Raw genomic sequence first — 18,794 nt, forward strand, 5'->3', positions numbered from 1 at the left:
AAAGCGCAGATAGGTGGCAATTCGCCTCACGAACCGATGTGGCGACGCCTGCGACTCGGTTCCGTTTCGGCGAGAGCGGCCAAGTGGCGGTCGATCCGGGCGGATTCCGAGGGGTCGAGCTCCTGGAATATGCCAATGGCATCTTGCCACAACTCTCGGGCCTCTTCGTGCCGCCCTTCTTGCAGTCGAACCCCGGCGAGGGCATCCAGTGAGCGGGCCTGCTGTTCCCGCTCCTGGATGCGGTCCGCGAGGGCGAGGGACATCTCGATGTGCCCGGCGGCTTCGCCGAGCTTGCCCAGTGCCGCCTCCGCGGCGCCGAGTCGGTGCAGGGCATGGGCCTCTTCGTGGGCCGCGCCGATGTCGCGGGCCAGCACCAGGGCCTGGGCGTGGTGTCCGGCGGCCTCCGGATAGCGGCCGAGCCGGTGGTGGGCGATGCCCACCCCGATCAGCGCATTGGCCTCGTTCCGGCGGTCGCCGAGCCGGCGGAAAGTGAAGAGGCATTCCTGGTACATGGCCAGTCCCGAGGTGAGGTCTTCGGCTTCGTTCGACCTCAGGAGAAGTCCGGCGAGATTGGCCTGAGTGGTGACCTGTTCGGCGAGACTGCCATAGGTGAGGGCAAGGGCCAGAGATTCCTCGTAGGAGTGCCTCGCAGCCTCGGCATTTCCCGTGCGCATATGCAAATCACCGAGATTGTTGATGCATTTTCCGGCATTTCCTTCGTCGCCGGCGAGCCGGAAGTTGTTGATGGCGTGGGTGAAATGGTGGAGAGCCGCCTGGTGTTCGCCGAGAAAGAGCAGCGCGATGGCGATGTTGTTCTCGCAGCGGGCCCGGGCCCAGGTGTCGCCCGAGCGGAGATGGATCCCGAGCGTCTCCCGGTGCAGGCTGAGCGCCTGTTGGTTCCGCCCGAGGTGCCACTGCAGGACCCCCAGCCCGCGGAGGGCCTCCGCCTCCGCGTCCGGCGCCCCCACCGCGCGGGCCAGATCGAGGGCCTGCCGGGCGGCCGCTTCGGCCTGGGGATAGCGCGAGGTGTTGGCGTGCGTGCCGCTGAGGTCGAGCAGCGCCAGGCACAGCGCATGCCGGTCGCCCGCCTGCTCCCAGTGCTCGACGGCGTGGCGCTGCATCCGGTCGGTGTCCGTCCAGTGGCACTCGGCGTCCAGGAAGCCCGCCAGGATGTGGCTCAGCATCGCGGCGTGGCCGGCCGGGCCGTGGGTGCGGGCGTAGCGCTCGGTGGTGAGGAGGTTCGCACGCTCCACCGTCAGCCAGTCCTTGGCGGCGTCCGCATGGCTCAAGGAGGGCAGCGGCGGCGGCGCGTTCCCGGGGCCGGGCCGGGACAGCCGTAGGCGACGTGGGTAGAGCAGCCGGTCGGCGGCGTCCGCCGCCCGGAGGTAGAAGTCCACCAGCCGCCGGAGCGAGGCGCCGCGCTGCTCCTCGGTGTCCTCGGAGAAGGCCAGGGTGCGGGCGTACTCCGCGAGGAGATCGTGAAAGCGGAAGCGGTGCGGTGTGGGTTCCTGGAGAAGGTGGCAATGCAGCAGCGTTTCGAGCAACCGCTCCGTTTCGGCCAACGGAAGATCCACCAGAGCCGCCGCGGCGTGCGGCCCGAACTCGGAGCCCAGGTGCAGTGCCAGCCGCCGGAAGACGATCTGCTGGGGCACGCTCAGGGTCTGGTACGACATCTCGAATGCGCGGGCCACCTCCGAATAGCCGTCGCGCAATTCGTTGATCCGCCCCGGACCCCGGGAGAGCAGTTCCCGGAGGGTGCTCAGGGTCCACGACGGCCGGGCGTTGAACCGGTTCGCGGCGATTTCGATCGCCAGCGGCAAATAGCCGCAGAGCCGCACGATGTGCCGGACCGCGGCGGCGTCCTGGGTGCGTTCCTCCCCCGCGAACTTCCTGAACAGCGCCGTCGCGTCGTCCGGAGGCAGGATGTCGAGAGCCAGCCAGTGGGCTCCGGGCAGACCGGCCAGGTGGCGGCGGCTGGTGATGATGACCAGCGACGACGAGCCACTGTCGGGGAGCAGCGGCCGCACCTGGTCGGTGTCGGCGGCGTCGTCGAGGATGACCACCGCCCGTTTCTGCGCCATCAACGTGCGCCACAGCGCGCTGCGTTCCTCGATCTCCCCGGGTATCGCATCCGGCGCGATCCCCAGCAGGCGCAGCAGATGGGCCAGCGCCGCCCCGGCGTGCAGAGGTTCGTGGACGTGCGCGTGCGCGCGCAGGTCCAGGTAGAGCTGGGCGTCGGGGAACCGCGCGACGAGGCGTTCGGCGGCGGTCACCGCCACCGCCGTCTTCCCGACCCCTGCCATGCCGGAGATCGCCTCCAGCGCGATGACCGCACCGGGGGCGGGGGTGTCGGCGGGGGCACCGGTCGTGTCGTCGACGGCGGCGCAGAGCCGCCGTAACTCCGTACGCCGCCCGACGAGCGCGGTGTGGCGGGGGAGGTTCCGGAGGGTGGCGGGCGCGGCCTCCGCCGCGCGGCGCGGAACGGCCGGCGGGCCGAGCAGGTCGCCCAGCGGCGCGCGGCGCAGGATGTGCTGGTGGACACGGGTCAGTTCGGTGCTGGGGTCGGCGCCGAGGTCCTCGCGCAGCCGACGGCGGGCCCGCTGGTAGACGCGCAGCGCATCGGCGTGCCGCCCACAGCCGTAATAGGCCAACATCAGGTATTCCAGCAGCAGTTCGTCATGCGGGTGTTGCCCGACGAGTGAGGACAGCGGGCCGATCGCACCGTGGAACCGCCGTAGCCGCAGCTCCGCGGCGATCCGGGAGGTGGCGGCGCCGAGCCGTTCCTCGGCCATCCGGGCCCGCATCCGCTCCGGCCAGAGCCCCGGCAGCCCGGCCAGGGCTTCCTCGTCCCAGAGCGCCTCGGCCTCGTGGAGCAGGGCCGCCGCGGCGCCGTCGTCGCCCTCCGCCGAGTGCGTCCGGGCCCGGGCCGTCAGCCCCTGGAAGCGGTGCCAGTCGACGCGGTCCGGGGCGACGGCCAGGGTGTAGGTGTGGGCGTGCTGGGTGATCCGCGGCGCGCTGTCCGGCCCGGCCGTACGGAGGGCCCGGCGGACACGCGAGACGTAGGTGTGGACGGACTGGCGGGCCTTGGCCGGCGGGACGTCGTCCCACAGCCGGTCGACGAGGGTTTCCAGGGCCACGGGCCGGCCGGCCGACAGGGCGAGCGAGGCCAGCACGCAGCGTTCCTTGTCGGAGCCGAGTCCGATTCTGTGTCGTTGAGTTCCGAGACAAATGGGGCCGAGTACGTAGATGTCCACCAGCGCCTCCCCCTGATCGGCGCACCATCTGTTGTAGCGAGCATGGCACTCGCCAGTGGCAGAGGCCAGAGAGCCTCGGGGCGCTGGCCGGGATCGAGCGGCCCGACCTGGGCAGTGGACTCCCGGCCGGTGCCGCGGGGAAGGCTGAAGCGATCCGGGACCTACCGGGACGGGGGCTGCAGATGCATCGGAACGGCAATGCCATAGGGGGCTCGGCGAGGATCGAGGGGCCCACCGTCCAGGCCGGCGATGTCCACGGCGGTATCCACATCCATGCCCGCGATCCGGCCGGCCCGCCGGCCCGGCTGCCGGTGCCCCGCCAACTCCTGCCCGTCTCAGCGCACTTCACCGACCGCGAAGGCGACCTCGCCGCGCTGAACGGCCTCCGCACCAGCGGCCCGGACGGGTCCACACCCCTGATCGTCGTCTCCGGGCCGGCCGGGGTAGGCAAGACGGCGCTGGTGTCGCGATGGCTGGGCGACCTCGCCGAGCACTTCCCCGACGGCCAGCTGTACGCGGACCTGCGCGGTCACTCCGCCGACGGCCCCGCCACCCCGTCCGAAGTGCTCGGCCAGTTCCTGCGCGCGCTGGGGATCGGCCCGATACCGGCGGGGCTGGGCGAACAGACCGCGCTCTGGCGCTCCGTCACCGCCGGACTGCGGGTGTCGGTGATGCTGGACAACGTGTTCTCGGCCGCCCAGGTCCGCCCGCTGCTGACGGGCGGGCGCAGCGGCCTGATGGTGGCGACCAGCAGACACCGCCTCACCGGTTTACGGGCGGACGGTGCGCTCCACCACCAACTCGGGCTGCTCGACGCGGCTGCCGCGGAAGAGATGCTCTCCCGAGGGGTCGGGGCGGAGCGGGTGCGGAGCGAGGCGGGTGACGCGCACCGGCTGATCGCGCTCTGCGGCGGACTTCCGCTGGCCCTGTGCCTGGCGTCCGCCCGCCTGGCCTCCCGCCCCCGGCAGCCGATGCGTTCCCTGGTGGAGTCGCTCGCCGAAGGCCGGCGCCGGCTGGCCGCTCTGACGATCGAGGAGGAATCCTCCGTGCACCACGCGCTGGACGCGTCCTACGCGGTACTGCCGGACGACGCCGCGCGGCTCTACCGCCGCCTGGCCCTGCTGCCGGCCCGTACCGTCGAGGCCCGGATCGCCGCTTCGGCCTGCGCGGTCCCGCTGGAGGAGGCCGAACAACTCCTCGACGCACTGGTCGAGGCGAACCTCGTGGAGGACATCGGCCCGGACAGCTACCGCTTCCACGACCTCGTCCGCCTGCACGCCGCGGAGCGCGGCCGGGCGGAGGAGCCGCCGGAGGCCCGCAGCGAGGCGCTACGGCGGGTCTGCGACTGGTACCTGGCGACCGCCACCGAGGCCCAGCGGTTCCTGTCCCCGATCCAGCTGACGCTGCGCCGCACCTACGTCCATCCGGTCGAGCTCCCCTGCCCGTTCACCGAGCCCTCGGGCGCCCTCGGCTGGCTCGACGGGCACCGCCTGGATCTCCTCGCGGCCGTGCGGGCCGCGTACGAGGAGGGCTGGGACGACCTGGCGTGGCAGCTCGTCGATGCGCTCTGGCCGCTCTTCCACCGGCTGCGCCACCACGAGCTGTGGCTGGAGGCGCACATGGTGGGGTTACGGGCCGCCCGGCGCGGCAAGGACCGGGCCGCGGAGCGCCAGATGCTCAACTCCGGCGCCATCGGGTTCAGCGTCGCCGGCCGCGTCGAAGACGCCGTCCGGTGGTTCACCTGGTCCCTGGAGGCGGCCCAGGAGGCCGGCGACGCCCGGGACGAGGGCCAGGCGTTGCACGGGATCGGGTCGGCGCACCGGCAGGCGGGCCGGTTCGGCGAGGCGGGAGCCTTCCTGCACCGGGCCATCGAGACCTGGGAGGCCGTCGGATACCCGCGCGGCGCGGCCCTGTCGCGCATCGTGCTGGGCGAGATGGCACTGGAGTCACCGGGCGCGCTCTGGGACGGGCGGCCCGCAGCGGAGTACTTCGCGCTCGCCCGCAGGACGCTCCTCGCCGTGGACGACCCCTACGACGCCGCCCGTGCGCTCGCCTTCCACGGGCGGGCCCGGGCCGTGGCCGGGGCGTACGAGGACGGGGCCGGCGAACTCAGGGCGGCGCTGGCGTTCTTCGAGGAGGCCGGGGCCACGCCCTGGCAGGCCCGCGTGCTGGAGATGCTGGGCCGAAGCGCCGCGGACCACGCGGACGCCCGGACGGCGTACGACTGCTTCGGCCGGGCCCGGGACTTGTACGCCCTGCAGAGCCCGTCCGATGCGCAACGGATGGCGGATCTGCTGGCGACCGCTCCGGCGGAGCCGGCGGATGCGGAGCCGGCGGATGCGGAGCCGGCGGATGCGGAACCAGCAGATCCTGAAGGGCCGGCGCCCCGTTGAGCGCCGTGCGCCGGTGTCTAACGGGCCGGTGGCGCGCCGTGCCGGGCGAATGCCAGCACCGTGAGGGGCAGGAGCTCGTCCAGCGAGTGCCCGGTCACGACCAGACCGTGCAGGCACGAGGCCATCAGGGAGTACTCCCATGCCGCCCGCGCCCGCTCCGGGTGTGTCCGTGGGGACCGGCGGAACACCTTCGGATGCAGCCGGCAGCCGCCGAGGCGTTCCGCGACCACCCAGCCGCCACCGATGAGCGGCAGCCCGGCGAGCCGGCAGCCCGGGTAGCGCAGGAGGAGCTCCCGCGCCCAGGCCACCGCGCTCCCGGCCGGCCAGGGCCGTCCGCCGTGCAGCACATCGGCACAGACCAGCCAGCGCTCGTCGGTGCAGGCATCGGCGTCCACCGCGAAGTGGTCATCGACACCGGCGTGCGCGCCGATGGCGGCGTGCGCGTGCTCCCCGGTGGCGCCGGTGTCCCGACTGCTGAAGTGCGCATCGGCGGCCGGGGCGGCGCCCCCGCTCTCCCCGCTCTCCCCGACGGAGACCGTGACGGCGATCGAGGTGCCGCTCCCCGCGGCCCTGCACGGTGTCACCCGCACTCGGCGTCGGCCCCGGACGGCCCAGACCGCACCCGTGGTGGCCGTGGTCGTCATGCCGACACCCCCGTCCCGGTGTCCGGTCCGTAGCCGTACCGCTCGCCCGACGCGGCCGACCAGGAGGCCAGCGGCGGTGGCAGCGGCAGCGGCCGGGTGGGCGCCGGGTGGGCGGGCTGGCCGAGTCCGAGCAACCCGTAGAGCAGACGGCGCATGTTCCGGCTGAACCGGCCGGGCTCGGAGGTGATGCGCGCGGCGATCGCCCCGTACTCCTCCCGATGGTGACGGTGGTATTCGGCCGCCACATACGTCAGCTGGCTCGCCAGGGAGTGGGCCGGTGACAGCGCGGGCGCCGTGCGGGCGAGGGCGGCGGCCGGCGACGCGGGGTTGATCTCCTGTTCCGGAGAGGCGGCCAGCAGGATCGGCACCCCGGTCAGCGTGCCGTAGAGCGTCACCGACCCGTGGTCCCCGATGATCGTGTCCGCCGCGATCAGCACGGAACGCCAGTCCGCCTCCGGCGGCACCACCGCGATGCCACGCCGGACGCACTGCGCCAACCAGGCCCGTACCTGCCAGGCACCGTGGCCGGACCAGACGTTGGGGTGGACCAGGACCGCCACCTTGCGGTTCCGCCGCACCAGCTCCAGAAGCCGGGGCAGCAGCGCCTCGATCGCCCCGAAGGACGAACGGCTCCCCCAGGTGGAGACGACCGCGATCAGCTTCTCTCCCTTGCCGAGCCCCAGCGCACGGCGGTAGGCACCGCGCCGGGGCAGACTGGCCACCATCCGGTCGTGTACCGGGTCCCCGACCACCGTCGCCACCGGCAGCGCCTCGGGGCAGGAGTACGCCAGGCCCGCCAGATCGTCCCGGTGCGGCAGCACCACGGCGGCGGGCAGCCCCCGGCCCCCCGGCGTGAGGTCCTGCCGGCCGAGGCCCGCCACGCGGGTGACCGCCCCCTCCGTGACGCGCTTGAGGAAGTTGGCACCGTGCGGAAGCATGATCAGCGGCGCCCGGATCTGCTCCACGCCGCGCGGCCCGGCCGCCAGCGCGAGGTCGAACTCCATCCGGACGGCGACCTCCCACGGCAGTACGGCGCCGCCCAGCCGCTCGATGAGCCGGGCCACCCCGTCGCTGAACGGGTGCGGCGGGGCGGTGAAGACCACCTGGACCCGGAGGTCCGACTCCAGGAGGCAGAAGACCTCCTGAAGCCGCTTCCCGTAGGGCACGGTGTGTACGACGACCAGGACGCGTTTGCGTCCCGTGAGCGTCAGCCACTCCCGTAACGGCTGCTGCTGCCTGCCCTCGAACACTCGCAATGCCGTCATGGCATCCCCCAGTCTGTGCGATGTCGACGCTGCTCGGACCGTCGCGGACGGTCCGTCGTGGGGGGAGTGCCCGGGCGGCCGGACGGAAGCCTTGCCACACCCTTGCGGAAACCTTGCCGGCTGCCCGAGACGCGGTGTGACCGTCCCGGTCGAGGCCCCGCCCACCCCGGTCAGTAGAGTTTCCGCTCCCGTACGACACGCGCGCGAAGGCCCCGACGCGCGAAGGTCCCGAGGCGAGAGGCAAGAGGTAGACGGCAGTGAGCCCCGCACCATCCGCACCGGCCGGTTCCGAGCAGCTCACCGTCGTCGGTATCGGAGCCGACGGCTGGGAGGGACTGTCCGGGGCCGCGCAGCAGGTGCTGCGGGCGGCCGAGGTGGTCATCGGCGGTGCGCGTCAGCTCGCGCTGCTGCCCGGTGGGGAGTGCCCCGGTGAGCGCGTCACCTGGCCGTCGCCGCTGCGCCCCGCCGTCCCCGGGCTGCTCGCCGCGCACGCCGGGCGCCGGGTGTGCGTACTGGCCAGCGGTGACCCGATGTTCCACGGGATCGGGCGGACGCTGACCGAGGTGCTGGCGGAGAGCGGCGCCGGGCACCGGCCGCGGGTGCTGCCCCACCCCTCCTCCGTCTCCTACGCGTGCGCCCGCCTCGGCTGGCCGGTCGAGGAGACCGAGGTCGTCACGCTCGTCGGACGGCCCGTCGAGAACCTGGCCCGCGCGCTGTACGACGGCCACCGGCTGCTCGTGCTGTCCGCCGGTGCCGGCACCCCCGCCGAGGTCGCCGCCCTCCTGCGCGCGCACGGTTTCGGGCCGAGCCGGATGCGCGTACTGGAGCAACTGGGCGGTGAGCGCGAGCAGTTGACGCAGGGGGTGGCCGCCGAGTGGGACGCGCCGGCCGACCCGCTCAACGTCATCGCGCTGGACTGCGTCCGGGAGCCCGGCACCGCACCGCTCTCCACCGTGCCCGGCCTCCCCGACACCGCCTACGAGCACGACGGCCAGCTCACCAAGCGCCACGTCCGCGCCGCCACCCTCGCCGCGCTGGCCCCCGCCCCCGGCGAACTCCTCTGGGACATCGGCGGCGGCTCCGGCTCCATCGCCATCGAGTGGCTGCGCGCGCACCGTAGTTGCCGCGCCGTCAGCGTCGAACGCGACCCCGTACGGGCCGAACGGATCGGCCGCAACGCGCGCACCCTCGGCGTCCCGGCGCTGCACGTCGTGCACGGCCCCGCGCCCGCCGCGCTGGCCGGCCTGCCCACCCCCGCGGTGTTCATCGGCGGCGGCCTGACCGCCCCCGGCCTGTTGGACGCGTGCTGGGAGGCGCTGCCCCCGGGCGGCCGGATCGTCGCCAACACCGTGACGCTGGAGTCCGAGGCGCTGCTCGCCGACCGGTACCGGCGGCACGGCGGCGAACTGGTCCGGCTGGCGGTCGCCCACGCCGCCCCGGTCGGCGGCTTCACGGGCTGGCGGCAGGCGATGCCGGTGACCCAGTGGGCGGCGGTCAAACCGCCGGAAGACCGGTCGTGACCCCGCGGCCCACCTCCTCGTACCGCCCGCCTCCCCAGGAGACCGAACGACCATGACCGTCCACTTCATCGGTGCCGGCCCCGGCGCCGCCGACCTGATCACCGTCCGCGGCGCCCGCATGCTCGCGTCCTGCGGGGTCTGTCTCTACGCCGGCAGCCTGGTGCCGCGCGAACTGCTCGCCGAGTGCCCGCCCGGCGCCCGGCTCATCGACACCGCGCAGCTCGACCTCGACACCATCACCGCCGAGATGGTCCGCGCCCACGAGGAGGGCCACGACGTCGCCCGGCTGCACTCCGGCGACCCGTCCGTCTTCAGCGCCGTCGCCGAGCAGATGCGCCGCCTGGACGCGGCCGGCGTGCCGTACGAGGTCGTGCCGGGCGTCCCCGCGTTCGCCGCCGCGGCCGCCGCGCTCAAGCGCGAACTGACCGTGCCCACCGTCGGCCAGACCGTCATCCTCACCCGCGTCGCCCAGCGCGCCACCCCGATGCCCGAGGGCGAGGACCTCGCCACCCTCGGGCGCAGCGGCGCTCTGCTGGTGCTCCACCTGGCGGCGATGTACGTCGACCGGGTCGTCGCCGAACTCCTGCCCCACTACGGCGCCGACTGCCCGGCCGCCGTCGTCGCCATGGCCTCCCGCCCCGACGAACTCGTCCTGCGCGGCACCCTCGCCGACATCGCGGACCAGGTGAAGGCCGCGGGCGTGGTCCGTACGGCGGTCATCATGGTCGGCCGCACGCTGGGCGCCGAGCAGTTCCGCGACAGCCACCTGTACTCGGCGGACCGCGAACGCCCGCACGGTCCGTGCGACGGCGCGCCGGGGGCCGTCCCGGGCGGGCGTACGGCGTCCGACGCGGGCTGAGGCGGGGACGCGCCCACTGATCGGGCGTCTGACTGATCATATGACCGCATCGGGGTGAATGTCCGTTACCGGCCCTTCGGGACCGGTAAGGAACGTGGACACGCGCGGACCAAGGGAAGCCCGCGGCACCCGAGCAAAGGAGCACCCACGATGCGCACCCGCACCCGCACGAGACTGGCCGCCGGATCCGTCGCCGCCGCAGCCCTCCTCACCCTCGCCGGCGGCACCGTCGCCGTCGCCGACACCCCGGCCCACCAGACGGCCGCCCGGCCGAAGACCGACCCCGCACCGGTGGGCGGCAGCACCGACCCGGTGGCCCGGACGCACGAGAGCACGGGCCTGCGTGACTACGGCCGGACCAGCGAGCGCCGTTACCGCACGGACTGGATGCGCGAGAGCCCCCTGCGGCTCGCCACCTGCGCCCTCGGCACGGCCCTGGGCAGCCTGACCAACGGCCCCGACTGCGTGGCGGACCGCATGGGTTACCGCTTCCGCGACGCCGCCCAGACGGGGCGGAAGGACGTCCTCCGCGCCAGGCACTGAAGGCCACGGGCGGAGCCACGGGGCCTCGGCCGGCGTCAGCGGCGCCCGCCGCCGGCCCCGGGCCCCCGCGGCTCCGCCCGGCCCACCACCAGCCCCGCCCGGTCGATGCAGATCACGTCGACGGCCACCGGCGCCCCGCGCAGCACGGCCAGCGATTCGTCCCGCGCCCGCGCCGCCACCAGATCGCCCAGCGGCACCCCGGCCGCCGCGCACAACTGCAGCGCGGCCAGCCCGGTGTTGGCCCCGGCCACCGCCTCCGCCAGCGCCTCGTCGGCCCCGCCCTGCCGGGCCAGCTCCGCGAGGAACCCCTTGTCCACCTGGGACCGCGCCGAGTGCAGGTCCAGATGTCCGGCCGCCAGTTTGGACAGCTTGGCGAACCCGCCGCAGATCGTGAGCCGTTCCACCGGGTGCCGCCGCACGTACTTGAGCACCGCGCCCGCGAAGTCCCCCATGTCCAGCAGCGCATCCTCGGGCAGATGGTGCAGCGCGACCGCGACCTTCTCCGACGTCGATCCCGTACACCCCGCCACATGCGTACGCCCCGCCGCACGTGCCACATCCACCCCGCGCCGGATGGAATCGATCCACGCCGAGCAGGAGTACGGGACCACGATCCCGGTGGTCCCCAGGATCGACAGCCCGCCCAGGATGCCCAGCCGCGGATTCCACGTACTCCGGGCGATCTCCTCGCCGTGATCGACGGAGATCTCGACCTCGACGTCGGGTTCGCGGCCTTCGCCGGGGGCCGCGCCGTACCGCCGCGCGACCGCGCCCAGATGCTCCCGCATCATCTGCCGCGGTACGGGGTTGATCGCCGGTTCGCCGACGTCCAGCGGCAGTCCGGGACGGGTCACGGTCCCCACGCCCGGCCCGGCCTTGAACACCACGCCGGACCCGGGCGGCAGCCTCCGCACCCGCGCCCGGATCAACGCCCCGTGCGTCACGTCCGGATCGTCCCCCGCGTCCTTGACCACCCCGGCCATGGCGCCGCCGGACCCGGCGTCCAGCTCCTCCACCGCCAGCGCGAAGGACGGCGTCTGGCCCTTCGGCAGGGTGATCGTCACCGGGTCCGGGAACTCGCCGCTCAGCAGCGCGGTGTACGCGGCCGTGCTCGCCGCCGTCGCACAGGCACCGGTCGTCCACCCGTGCCGCAGCCCGGTGTGCGCCAGCTGCGCACTCCGCCCTCCCGCGGCCTGCCCGTTGCCCGGCCCCGTACCCTGCGGTTGCGCTTCACCCACGGAGGAACCCACATCCCATGTCCGACGCAGCACGCCCGCCACGCCACGTACTGATCCTCGGCGGTACGACCGAGGCCCGCCGCTTGGCCGCGACCCTGGCGGCGGAGCCGGCGCTGCGCGTGACGTCGTCGCTCGCCGGCCGGGTCGCCGCGCCGCGTCTGCCCGACGGGGAGGTGCGCATCGGCGGGTTCGGCGGCCCGGAGGGCCTCGCCCGCTGGCTGCGCGAGCACGCGGTGGACGCGCTCATCGACGCCACCCATCCTTTCGCCGGCACGATCAGTTTCAGCGCGGCCGAGGCGGCCGCCACCGCCCATGTTCCCCTGCTGGCGCTCCGCCGTCCCGGCTGGGTGCCGGGCCCCGACGACACCTGGCACCAGGTCGCCTCCCTGGAGGGGGCCGCGACGGCCCTCCCCGCCCTCGGGTCCCGCATCTTCCTCGCCACCGGCCGCATGGGCCTCGCCCACTTCTCCCACCTCGCCGACCTCTGGTTCCTCGTCCGCTCCGTCGATGCCCCCGAGCCCCCGCACCCGCCCCGGATGGAGGTGCTCCTCGACCGCGGCCCCTTCACCCTGGAGGGCGAGCGCGAGCTCCTCCGTACCCACCGCATCGACGTCCTCGTCACCAAGGACAGTGGCGCGGCGGCCACCGCCCCCAAATTGGCCGCGGCCCGGGAGGCGGGAATTCCGGTCGTGGTCGTACGCCGGCCTCCGACGCCGGAGGGAATTCCGGAGGCGGCCACTCCGGCCGAGGCGGCGAATTGGCTCCGCCTTCTTTTCAACGAGGCCGCTGCACACTGAGCCGATTCGCTTCCCGCACCCGCTGCACCAGCTCTTCGAGCCGCAGCCGCGCGACTTCCACATTCCGTGCCGCGCGTTCCGGCTCACGTGGCGTCTCGGGCTCTTTTTCTTCGCCCCTCACCGAACCATTCACCGAAGCATTCACCGAACCTCCCCTCGCAACGCCTCGGCGAGCCGCCGCGCGGTCTGCGGCGTACAACGCCCCAGGTCGACGAGGGGTCGCGGGAAATCCCCCGCCAAGGAAACCCCGTCCAGCGTCAACGAGGGCAAGGTCAGCCCCGCGCCCTTCAACGCCACCCGCAACTCATCCCGCGCGTTCTCCGCATCCTTGATCGTCGCGGCGGCCCGACTGCGCTCCACCATCTTTTCTTCCCTTCCTCAAGTTCGGATCCTGGCAAGGGCTGCCAACGCCCTTGCCGATGCCTAGAGTTGTGGATGCGGCCTCGCTTGCGAAAGCAGGTGGGCGTTGTCGTGAGAATAAGCAACAAGGGGAGTGAGTGGGGATGGTCGAAAAGAATTCCGAGAATGAGGATTCCGCCCGCTGGGTCCTCGCCTGTGAACTCCGCCGGTTACGCGAGGCATCGGGGAAGTCGCTGGCCCAACTGGCCGAGGACACCAACTACGACCGCACGTACCTGAACCGCCTGGAAACCGGCGAACGCCTGTCGAAGCTGCCCGTCATGGAGGCCCTGGATCGGGCCTACGGGACGGCGGGACTGCTGGTGAGGCTCTGGAAGCTGGCGCGACTGGATGCGTTCAAGGACAAGTACCGCTTGTTCATGCAGCATGAGGCGAAGGCGACGATCCTGCACTCGTACGCGATCAGTGTCCCTGGATTGCTCCAGACCGAGGACTTCGCCCGGGTAGTGCTCTCCTCGTCGCCGACGCCCATAAGCACTGACGAGCTCGAAGAAGCGGTTGCCGCTCGCCTGGGTAGGCAGGAACTGCTACAGCGCGATCGGTCACCGAGCGTCCGGATCATCCTCGACGAGTCTGCACTACGGCGCCCGGCGCCCGATCCGGCGGTCTGGCATGCCCAGCTGGTGCGGATCGCGGAGGCTGCCAAGACTCAGAACGTGGCCATCCAAGTGCTTCCGTTCGCCGCAGCGGTGCATAGCCTGATGGGTGGTTCACTCTGGCTCTTGTGGATGGCGGACGGTAGCGCTGTTGCCTACCTGGAAGGCAACAAGTCAGGCGAACTGCTCGATGAGCCAGGGGAGGTTGAGCGATACCGCCTGTCTTACGATCAACTGCGCGACGCAGCGCTCTCGCCTCGCGATTCGGCAGCATTCATCGAGCGGTTGGTGGAGGACAACAGACCATGAGGACCATCCCCGAACTGGTCGAGGTCACGTGGCGCAAGAGCAGCTACAGCGACGGGGGTGCCGACAACTGCCTGGAGGTCGCCGACGGCATTCCCAACGCGGTCCCGGTCCGTGACAGCAAGGTCCCGGACGGCCCGGTGCTGTGGTTCCGTGCGACGGCGTGGTCGGCCTTCATAGAAACGGTTAAGGAAGACCAACTGTGAGGGGGATGTCGAGCCCCACCATCACGTGGCGCAAGAGCAGCTACTGCGACGGCGGGGACGACAACTGCATCGAGGTCGCCGACGGCATTCCCAACGCGGTCCCGGTCCGTGACAGCAAGAATCCGGACGGCCCCACGCTGTGCATTCCCGTCGCCGCCTGGTCGTCGTTCATAGCCGGCGTGAAGGGGGACGCGTGGACTGGGGGACTCTCGTCGCGACCGTGAGTGGTGGTCTGATCGCCATTTCCGGGACCGTGTTCGCGGATCAGCTCAAGCAGCGGCACGAGAAAGCCCGTAGTAGCGCGGAGCGGCGGCGGGCGGTCTACATCGAGTTCATCTCCGCGGCCGGGGTGTGCCACGCGCGGCTTCGGCAGATCGCGCAGGGGGCGGGCGACGGGGCGGAGAACGAATCCGCCGCGCGGGCGGCGTTGACCGACGCCGGGATCCACGAGGTGCGCGAGCGGCTGTTCATCGACGCGAGCACCGCCGTCGCCGGCGCGGGACAGGCCATGTTCGAGCGGCTGCGGGCGCTCCAGCGAGCCGTGGCGGAAGGCGCCGGGCACAGCTCGCGCGCCTTCCACGACGTCTACCACCCCTACCTCGAAGCGGTCTGGGCCTACCGCGTGGCCGTGCGTGAGGAACTGGAGGGACGCTTCCTCGCACCCGCGACCTTCGGCTGGGAGGAGTGGGACGGGACGGACCGCTGTCCGGTCTGCCGGCAGGCGGCATGACCCCTGGGCTCCCAGGGAGTCATGCCACCCGCTCGTTCCGGCCTACTTCTCCGGATACCTCCGCGGCGTCCACACCACCTGCGTGCCGTCCCCGCGGCGTACCGCCTGGGTCTGGGAGGAGCCGATGATCAGGAGCGTGCGCATGTCGACCTGGGCGGGGTCGAGGTCGGCCAACGGGACGGTGCGGACGGATTCCTCGGGGCCGCCGATGTCGCGGGCGAGGATGACCGGGGTGTCCGGGGCGCGGTGTTCCAGGAGGAGCTCGCGGGCCTTGCCGACCTGCCAGGTGCGGCTGCGGGAGCCGGGGTTGTACAGCGCGAGGGCCAGGTCGGCGGCGGCCGCGGCGTGCAGGCGTTCGGCGATGACCTCCCAGGGCTTCAGGCGGTCGGAGAGGGAGATGACCGCGTAGTCGTGGCCGAGGGGGGCGCCGGCGCGGGCGGCCGCGGCGTTGGCGGCGGTGACGCCCGGCAGGACGCGTACGGGGATCGAGCGGTACGGGTCCTGGGCGGCGACCTCCAGGACGGCGGTGGCCATGGCGAAGATGCCGGGGTCGCCGCCGGAGACCACGGCCACCCGGCGGCCGCGCCGGGCCAGGTCCAGGGCGAGTTCGGCGCGTTCGGACTCGACCTTGTTGTCGGAGGCGTGGCGGCGCTGGCCGGGGCGCGGCGGGACGCGGTCCAGGTAGGTGGTGTAGCCGACCAGGTCCTCGGCGGCGGCGAGGGCGCCGCGGGACTCGGGGGTGAGCCAGAGGGGGCCCGCCGGGCCGGTGCCCACGACGACCACCTCGCCGTGGACGGGTTCCGCGGCCTCGGCTTGCGACGGCGCCTCGGTTTGCGGCGGCGTCACGGACTGGGCCGCGATGCGGCTGGGGACGACCGTGACGGAGAAGTAGGGGACCGTGTCGGAGTCGATCGAGGCGAGTGCGGCGGTGCGCTCGCCCGTCATCGTCGCGCGTTCGACGTAGTGCGCCTCGGGGAGGCGGCCGGCGCGTTCCATGGCGCGGCGGACGGTCGGGAAGGTGCGGCCCAGCTTCATGACCACGGCGGTGTCGGTGGCGGCCAGACGGGCGGTCAGTTCCTCCTCGGGCAGCGTGCCGGGGAGGATCGTCAGGACCTCGTCGGCCTCCGCGAGCGGCTTGCCCAGGCGGGCCGCGGCGGCGCTGATCGAGGTGACGCCGGGGATCACCTCGGTCGGGTAGCGGTGCGCGAGCCGCTTGTGCATGTGCTGGTAGGAGCCGTAGAAGAGCGGGTCGCCCTCGGAGATGACCGCCACCGTGCGGCCGGCGTCGAGGTGCGCGGCGAGGCGCGCCGCGGCCTCCTCGTAGAACTCGTCGAGCGCGCCGCGGTAGCCGCCGGGGTGGTCGGTCGACTCGGTGGTGACCGGGTAGACCAGCGGCTCCTCGATGTGGTCGGCGCGCAGGTGCCCGGCCGCTATGGAGCGCGCGATCGAGCGGCCGTGGCGGGCGCTGTGGTAGGCGATGACGTCGGCCTCGGCGATGACCTCGACGGCCCGTACGGTCATCAGGGACGGGTCGCCGGGGCCGAGGCCCACGCCGTAGAGACGGCCGGTGGTCCCCGTGCCGGTGCCGATTTCCTGCTGCTCGCTCACGCTCACTCTTCCTCGCTTGCAAGGGCGTTGAGGGCGGCCGCGGCCATGGCGCTGCCGCCGCGCCGTCCGCGCACCACGATGTGGTCCAGCTCCGACGGATGGGCGATCAGGGCGTCCTTGGACTCCGCCGCGCCGATGAAGCCGACGGGTATGCCGATCACGGCGGCCGGGCGGGGCGCGCCCTCCTCGATCATTTCGAGGAACCGGAAGAGGGCGGTCGGGGCGTTGCCGAACGCGACGACGGCGCCCTCCATGCGGTCCCGCCACAGTTCCAGGGCCGCGGCGCTGCGGGTGGTGCCCATCCGGGCGGCCAGGTCCGGCACCGCGGGGTCGGCCAGCGTGCAGAGCACCTCGTTGCCGGCCGGCAGCCGCTTGCGGGTCACGCCGCTGGCGACCATGTTGGCGTCGCAGAGGATCGGCGCGCCGTCGCGCAGCGCCTTGCGGGCGGCGGCCACCACGCCGGGGGTGAAGGCCAGATCGCGTACGAGGTCGACCATGCCGCAGGCGTGGATCATCCGGACCGCGACCCGGCTGACGTCGGCGGGCAGGCCGGAGAGGTCCGCCTCGGCCCGGATGGTGGCGAAGGACTGGCGGTAGATCTCCGCACCGTCCTTCTCGTAGTCGAACGCGGTCACTCTGGCCTCGTTTCTGGCGTTCCTGGTGTTGCGGGTGGTGCGGTTGGCGTCGTCTTCGGCGTGGTGGGTGCGGCGGGTGTTGCCTCCGGGTCGACGACCGCGACCCGGTAGCCCGCCTCGGTCGCCAGCACGTCGATCCAGGCCCCGTGCGGGTGCCCGCAGCGGCGCTCGCAGCCGGACCAGTGGACGGGCAGGGCTGCGGAGTCGACGGGCGGGGTTACGCCCCGCGGCAACGGTGAGCCCGCCTCGACCGCCTCCGCCACGTCCGCCCGGACGTCGGTGCGGGACTTGGCGCAGCCCGGCCGCCCGATGCAGGCGCCGATGCGGTGCCAGGGGGAGGACGGGTCGGTGACCAGGCCCGCGGCGGCCAGTGCGCGGAGGCGGGGCGCGGCCGCGGCGGCCGGCAGGCCGGGGACGACGATGCCGCGCCACGGGGTGAGGCGGAGTTCGCCGGATCCGTCATCGGCCGCGACGGAGGCGAGCAGCCGCCACTGGGCCGCCGACAGCCTGCCGAGCGGCGCCAGTACGGAGAGCGCGCGGCGGCCGTCGCGGCCCTCGACGATGCCGGGGGCGGAGGAGTCCGCGTACGCACCCGCTGGGCCGGGCGCCGCGCCCCGCACCCCGGTGGTCTCCGCCACGTACGACGCCTCGATGCCCGCCGCGCGCAGTGCTTCCGCCAGGTCCCGCGCGGACAGCCCGTGGCCGTCCGGGAGTTCGCGCACCCGCCAGGCGCCGCTGCCGCCGGCCGCCGCGGCGGCCAGGAACGTCTCGGCGGCGGCCAGCGCCGCGCGCGGTACGTCCGGGCCGGCGATCCGCAGCGCCGCCGGGTCGTCGCCGACCCGCAGCAGCGCCCCGCCACCGGACCCCGCCGCACCCGTGATGCCCGATTCTGCGATCAACGTCACATCGCCGCCGAGCGCCGCCACATCGCCCCGCCCGTCGTCCAGGACGAACAGGAAACGGCCGGACAGCGCGGTCGCGGAGTCGCTCGCGCACAGCAGCGCGTCCAGCCGACGGGCCCACCACCGCACGTCAGCAGGGGTGTTCCGGTCCAGTCCGGCGAGCGGGGAGGCGAGGATGTTGCGGATGCGTTCATGGCGTTCGGACGGCAGCAGGCCGGCGTCGTGCAGCAGCCCGGCGAGGCGGCCGCCGCAGCCGTCCGGCAGGCCGCGCAGCTCGACGTTGCCGCGCGAGGTCAGGGACAGCCGGCCGTCGCCGAGCACGTCCGCGGCATCGGCCAGCGCCATGGCCTGATGGGCCGTCAAATCGCCCGCGGGAATGCGTACTCGGGCCAGCTGGCCGTCGGCGGCCGGATGCAGCCGCAGCGCTCCCGGGCAGGCGTCACCGCGGGCCCGCACGGGCGGCTCGGCCGGTCGGGGCCGTGGTGAGGGGGAGGGCGGCATGGCGGCGAGCATACCTACGACCGTGCGCGCCCGATCCGGGGCGGATCCGGCCATGAATCGGACGAATCCGGCCACCGCGGCACGGGTGATGGAGCCCCGCGTACCGGGCGTACCGAATCCCCTGCCCGCGGCCGCGCACCGCCCCCGTGAAGGCCCGCTTACCTCCGTCGCCCGCAGCCCTTACTATGCAGGTCGGCGGGTCGGCTGACCCGTCGGACGCCAGCGACGGCGCCGGGCCCTCGGGCCCGAGGGAGGAAGCCCGGTGAGAATCCGGCGCGGTCCCGCCACTGTGAACCCGGCCGGAGCCGGGTGAGTCAGGAACTCCCGCCGTCCTTACGACCACCCGGGGCGCGGACACCCCGAGGAAGGCCAGCGCT

17 protein-coding genes, 1 pseudogene and 1 riboswitch are annotated in these 18,794 nt (G+C 73.3%); of the genes and pseudogenes, 9 read left to right on the plus strand and 9 right to left on the minus strand.

Annotated features, from left to right (window positions below; genetic code table 11):
* Positions 1 to 26: 26 nt before the first annotated feature.
* Positions 27 to 746 (minus strand): tetratricopeptide repeat protein, encoded by a 720-nt coding sequence (locus OJ254_RS31535; RefSeq protein WP_423836006.1) that lies wholly within the window; start codon positions 744 to 746, stop codon positions 27 to 29.
* Positions 747 to 3,254: pseudogene (locus tag OJ254_RS09475) on the minus strand (AfsR/SARP family transcriptional regulator); the annotation flags it as partial.
* 182 nt (positions 3,255 to 3,436) lie between these two features.
* Here OJ254_RS09475 and OJ254_RS09480 point away from each other — a divergent pair.
* Positions 3,437 to 5,647: an ATP-binding protein gene (locus OJ254_RS09480; protein ID WP_265361977.1), complete on the plus strand. Its 2,211-nt coding sequence runs from the start codon at positions 3,437 to 3,439 to the stop codon at positions 5,645 to 5,647.
* Between the two features lie 17 nt (positions 5,648 to 5,664).
* Here OJ254_RS09480 and OJ254_RS09485 read toward each other — a convergent pair whose 3' ends face one another.
* Together OJ254_RS09485 and OJ254_RS09490 are read right to left on the minus strand one after the other, a co-directional pair.
* A complete protein-coding gene (locus tag OJ254_RS09485; RefSeq protein ID WP_265361978.1) occupies positions 5,665 to 6,291 on the minus strand; it encodes a hypothetical protein in 627 nt (208 codons plus the stop codon).
* Positions 6,288 to 7,556, minus strand: a complete 1,269-nt coding sequence (locus tag OJ254_RS09490) for a hypothetical protein (RefSeq protein ID WP_265361979.1) — start codon at positions 7,554 to 7,556, stop codon at positions 6,288 to 6,290. Before OJ254_RS09490 ends, OJ254_RS09485 begins: the two co-directional genes overlap by 4 nt.
* A 257-nt stretch (positions 7,557 to 7,813) precedes the next feature.
* Here OJ254_RS09490 and cbiE point away from each other — a divergent pair, with 257 nt between their 5' ends.
* The 3 genes from cbiE to OJ254_RS09505 all read left to right on the plus strand — a co-directional run bounded on the left by cbiE (position 7,814) and on the right by OJ254_RS09505 (position 10,478).
* Positions 7,814 to 9,076, plus strand: a complete 1,263-nt coding sequence (gene cbiE, locus OJ254_RS09495; protein ID WP_265361980.1) for a precorrin-6y C5,15-methyltransferase (decarboxylating) subunit CbiE — start codon at positions 7,814 to 7,816, stop codon at positions 9,074 to 9,076.
* 52 nt (positions 9,077 to 9,128) lie between these two features.
* A complete protein-coding gene (gene cobM, locus OJ254_RS09500; RefSeq protein WP_265361981.1) occupies positions 9,129 to 9,935 on the plus strand; it encodes a precorrin-4 C(11)-methyltransferase in 807 nt (268 codons plus the stop codon).
* A gap of 150 nt (positions 9,936 to 10,085) precedes the next feature.
* On the plus strand, positions 10,086 to 10,478 hold the full coding sequence (locus tag OJ254_RS09505) for a hypothetical protein (protein WP_265361982.1): 393 nt from the start codon (positions 10,086 to 10,088) through the stop codon (positions 10,476 to 10,478).
* A gap of 35 nt (positions 10,479 to 10,513) precedes the next feature.
* On the opposite strand, the gene OJ254_RS09510 is transcribed toward OJ254_RS09505, so the two are convergent.
* Positions 10,514 to 11,716 carry a cobalt-precorrin-5B (C(1))-methyltransferase gene (locus OJ254_RS09510; protein ID WP_265361983.1) on the minus strand — a complete coding sequence of 401 codons (1,203 nt, stop codon included), beginning with the start codon at positions 11,714 to 11,716 and terminating at the stop codon, positions 10,514 to 10,516.
* A 17-nt stretch (positions 11,717 to 11,733) separates the two neighbouring features.
* Between OJ254_RS09510 and OJ254_RS09515 the strand changes: the two genes are divergently transcribed.
* On the plus strand, positions 11,734 to 12,513 hold the full coding sequence (locus OJ254_RS09515; RefSeq protein ID WP_265361984.1) for a cobalt-precorrin-6A reductase: 780 nt from the start codon (positions 11,734 to 11,736) through the stop codon (positions 12,511 to 12,513).
* A 141-nt stretch (positions 12,514 to 12,654) separates the two neighbouring features.
* Here OJ254_RS09515 and OJ254_RS09520 read toward each other — a convergent pair whose 3' ends face one another.
* On the minus strand, positions 12,655 to 12,876 hold the full coding sequence (locus OJ254_RS09520; protein WP_265361985.1) for a hypothetical protein: 222 nt from the start codon (positions 12,874 to 12,876) through the stop codon (positions 12,655 to 12,657).
* A gap of 140 nt (positions 12,877 to 13,016) precedes the next feature.
* On the opposite strand from OJ254_RS09520, the gene OJ254_RS09525 reads away from it, so the two are divergent.
* Genes OJ254_RS09525 through OJ254_RS09540 form a run of 4 tightly spaced genes read left to right on the plus strand, consistent with a single transcriptional unit; the run spans position 13,017 to position 14,771 of the window.
* Positions 13,017 to 13,838 carry a helix-turn-helix domain-containing protein gene (locus OJ254_RS09525; RefSeq protein WP_265361986.1) on the plus strand — a complete coding sequence of 274 codons (822 nt, stop codon included), beginning with the start codon at positions 13,017 to 13,019 and terminating at the stop codon, positions 13,836 to 13,838.
* Entirely contained in the window at positions 13,835 to 14,041 is a 207-nt protein-coding gene (locus OJ254_RS09530; RefSeq protein WP_265361987.1) for a DUF397 domain-containing protein, read from the plus strand. Before OJ254_RS09525 ends, OJ254_RS09530 begins: the two co-directional genes overlap by 4 nt.
* A 5-nt stretch (positions 14,042 to 14,046) precedes the next feature.
* Positions 14,047 to 14,265 (plus strand): DUF397 domain-containing protein, encoded by a 219-nt coding sequence (locus OJ254_RS09535; protein ID WP_265361988.1) that lies wholly within the window; start codon positions 14,047 to 14,049, stop codon positions 14,263 to 14,265.
* Positions 14,235 to 14,771, plus strand: coding sequence for a CchlQ (locus OJ254_RS09540; protein ID WP_265361989.1), 537 nt, complete (start codon positions 14,235 to 14,237; stop codon positions 14,769 to 14,771). Before OJ254_RS09535 ends, OJ254_RS09540 begins: the two co-directional genes overlap by 31 nt.
* Before the next feature lie 42 nt (positions 14,772 to 14,813).
* On the opposite strand, the gene OJ254_RS09545 is transcribed toward OJ254_RS09540, so the two are convergent.
* The 3 genes from OJ254_RS09545 to cobG are packed head-to-tail and all read right to left on the minus strand — an operon-like array spanning position 14,814 to position 18,429.
* Positions 14,814 to 16,385: a precorrin-2 C(20)-methyltransferase gene (locus tag OJ254_RS09545; RefSeq protein WP_265361990.1), complete on the minus strand. Its 1,572-nt coding sequence runs from the start codon at positions 16,383 to 16,385 to the stop codon at positions 14,814 to 14,816.
* The gene (locus OJ254_RS09550) at positions 16,382 to 17,014 is read right to left on the minus strand and encodes a precorrin-8X methylmutase (protein ID WP_265361991.1); all 633 of its coding nucleotides are present in this window, start codon (positions 17,012 to 17,014) and stop codon (positions 16,382 to 16,384) included. Before OJ254_RS09550 ends, OJ254_RS09545 begins: the two co-directional genes overlap by 4 nt.
* Positions 17,011 to 18,429: a precorrin-3B synthase gene (gene cobG, locus OJ254_RS09555; protein ID WP_265361992.1), complete on the minus strand. Its 1,419-nt coding sequence runs from the start codon at positions 18,427 to 18,429 to the stop codon at positions 17,011 to 17,013. Before cobG ends, OJ254_RS09550 begins: the two co-directional genes overlap by 4 nt.
* A gap of 203 nt (positions 18,430 to 18,632) precedes the next feature.
* Positions 18,633 to 18,760, plus strand: a riboswitch (cobalamin riboswitch).
* The last annotated feature ends 34 nt before the right edge of the window (positions 18,761 to 18,794 follow it).

Source organism: Streptomyces endophytica (assembly GCF_026153355.1).
In the GTDB taxonomy this organism is placed as follows: Bacteria; Actinomycetota; Actinomycetes; order Streptomycetales; family Streptomycetaceae; genus Streptomyces; species Streptomyces endophytica.

What these genes read in the sequence shown, in the direction of transcription:
- OJ254_RS09530 (WP_265361987.1), top strand. Translation starts at nt 13,835, where the DNA reads ATGAGGACCATCCCCGAACTGGTCGAGGTCACGTGGCGCAAGAGCAGC.
- OJ254_RS09535 (WP_265361988.1), top strand. Translation starts at nt 14,047, where the DNA reads ATGTCGAGCCCCACCATCACGTGGCGCAAGAGCAGCTACTGCGACGGC.
- cobG (WP_265361992.1), bottom strand. Translation starts at nt 18,429, where the DNA reads ATGCTCGCCGCCATGCCGCCCTCCCCCTCACCACGGCCCCGACCGGCC.
- OJ254_RS09515 (WP_265361984.1), top strand. Translation starts at nt 11,734, where the DNA reads ATGTCCGACGCAGCACGCCCGCCACGCCACGTACTGATCCTCGGCGGT.
- cobM (WP_265361981.1), top strand. Translation starts at nt 9,129, where the DNA reads ATGACCGTCCACTTCATCGGTGCCGGCCCCGGCGCCGCCGACCTGATC.
- OJ254_RS09525 (WP_265361986.1), top strand. Translation starts at nt 13,017, where the DNA reads ATGGTCGAAAAGAATTCCGAGAATGAGGATTCCGCCCGCTGGGTCCTC.
- OJ254_RS09490 (WP_265361979.1), bottom strand. Translation starts at nt 7,556, where the DNA reads ATGACGGCATTGCGAGTGTTCGAGGGCAGGCAGCAGCAGCCGTTACGG.
- OJ254_RS09480 (WP_265361977.1), top strand. Translation starts at nt 3,437, where the DNA reads ATGCATCGGAACGGCAATGCCATAGGGGGCTCGGCGAGGATCGAGGGG.
- OJ254_RS09485 (WP_265361978.1), bottom strand. Translation starts at nt 6,291, where the DNA reads ATGACGACCACGGCCACCACGGGTGCGGTCTGGGCCGTCCGGGGCCGA.
- OJ254_RS09520 (WP_265361985.1), bottom strand. Translation starts at nt 12,876, where the DNA reads ATGGTGGAGCGCAGTCGGGCCGCCGCGACGATCAAGGATGCGGAGAAC.
- OJ254_RS09505 (WP_265361982.1), top strand. Translation starts at nt 10,086, where the DNA reads ATGCGCACCCGCACCCGCACGAGACTGGCCGCCGGATCCGTCGCCGCC.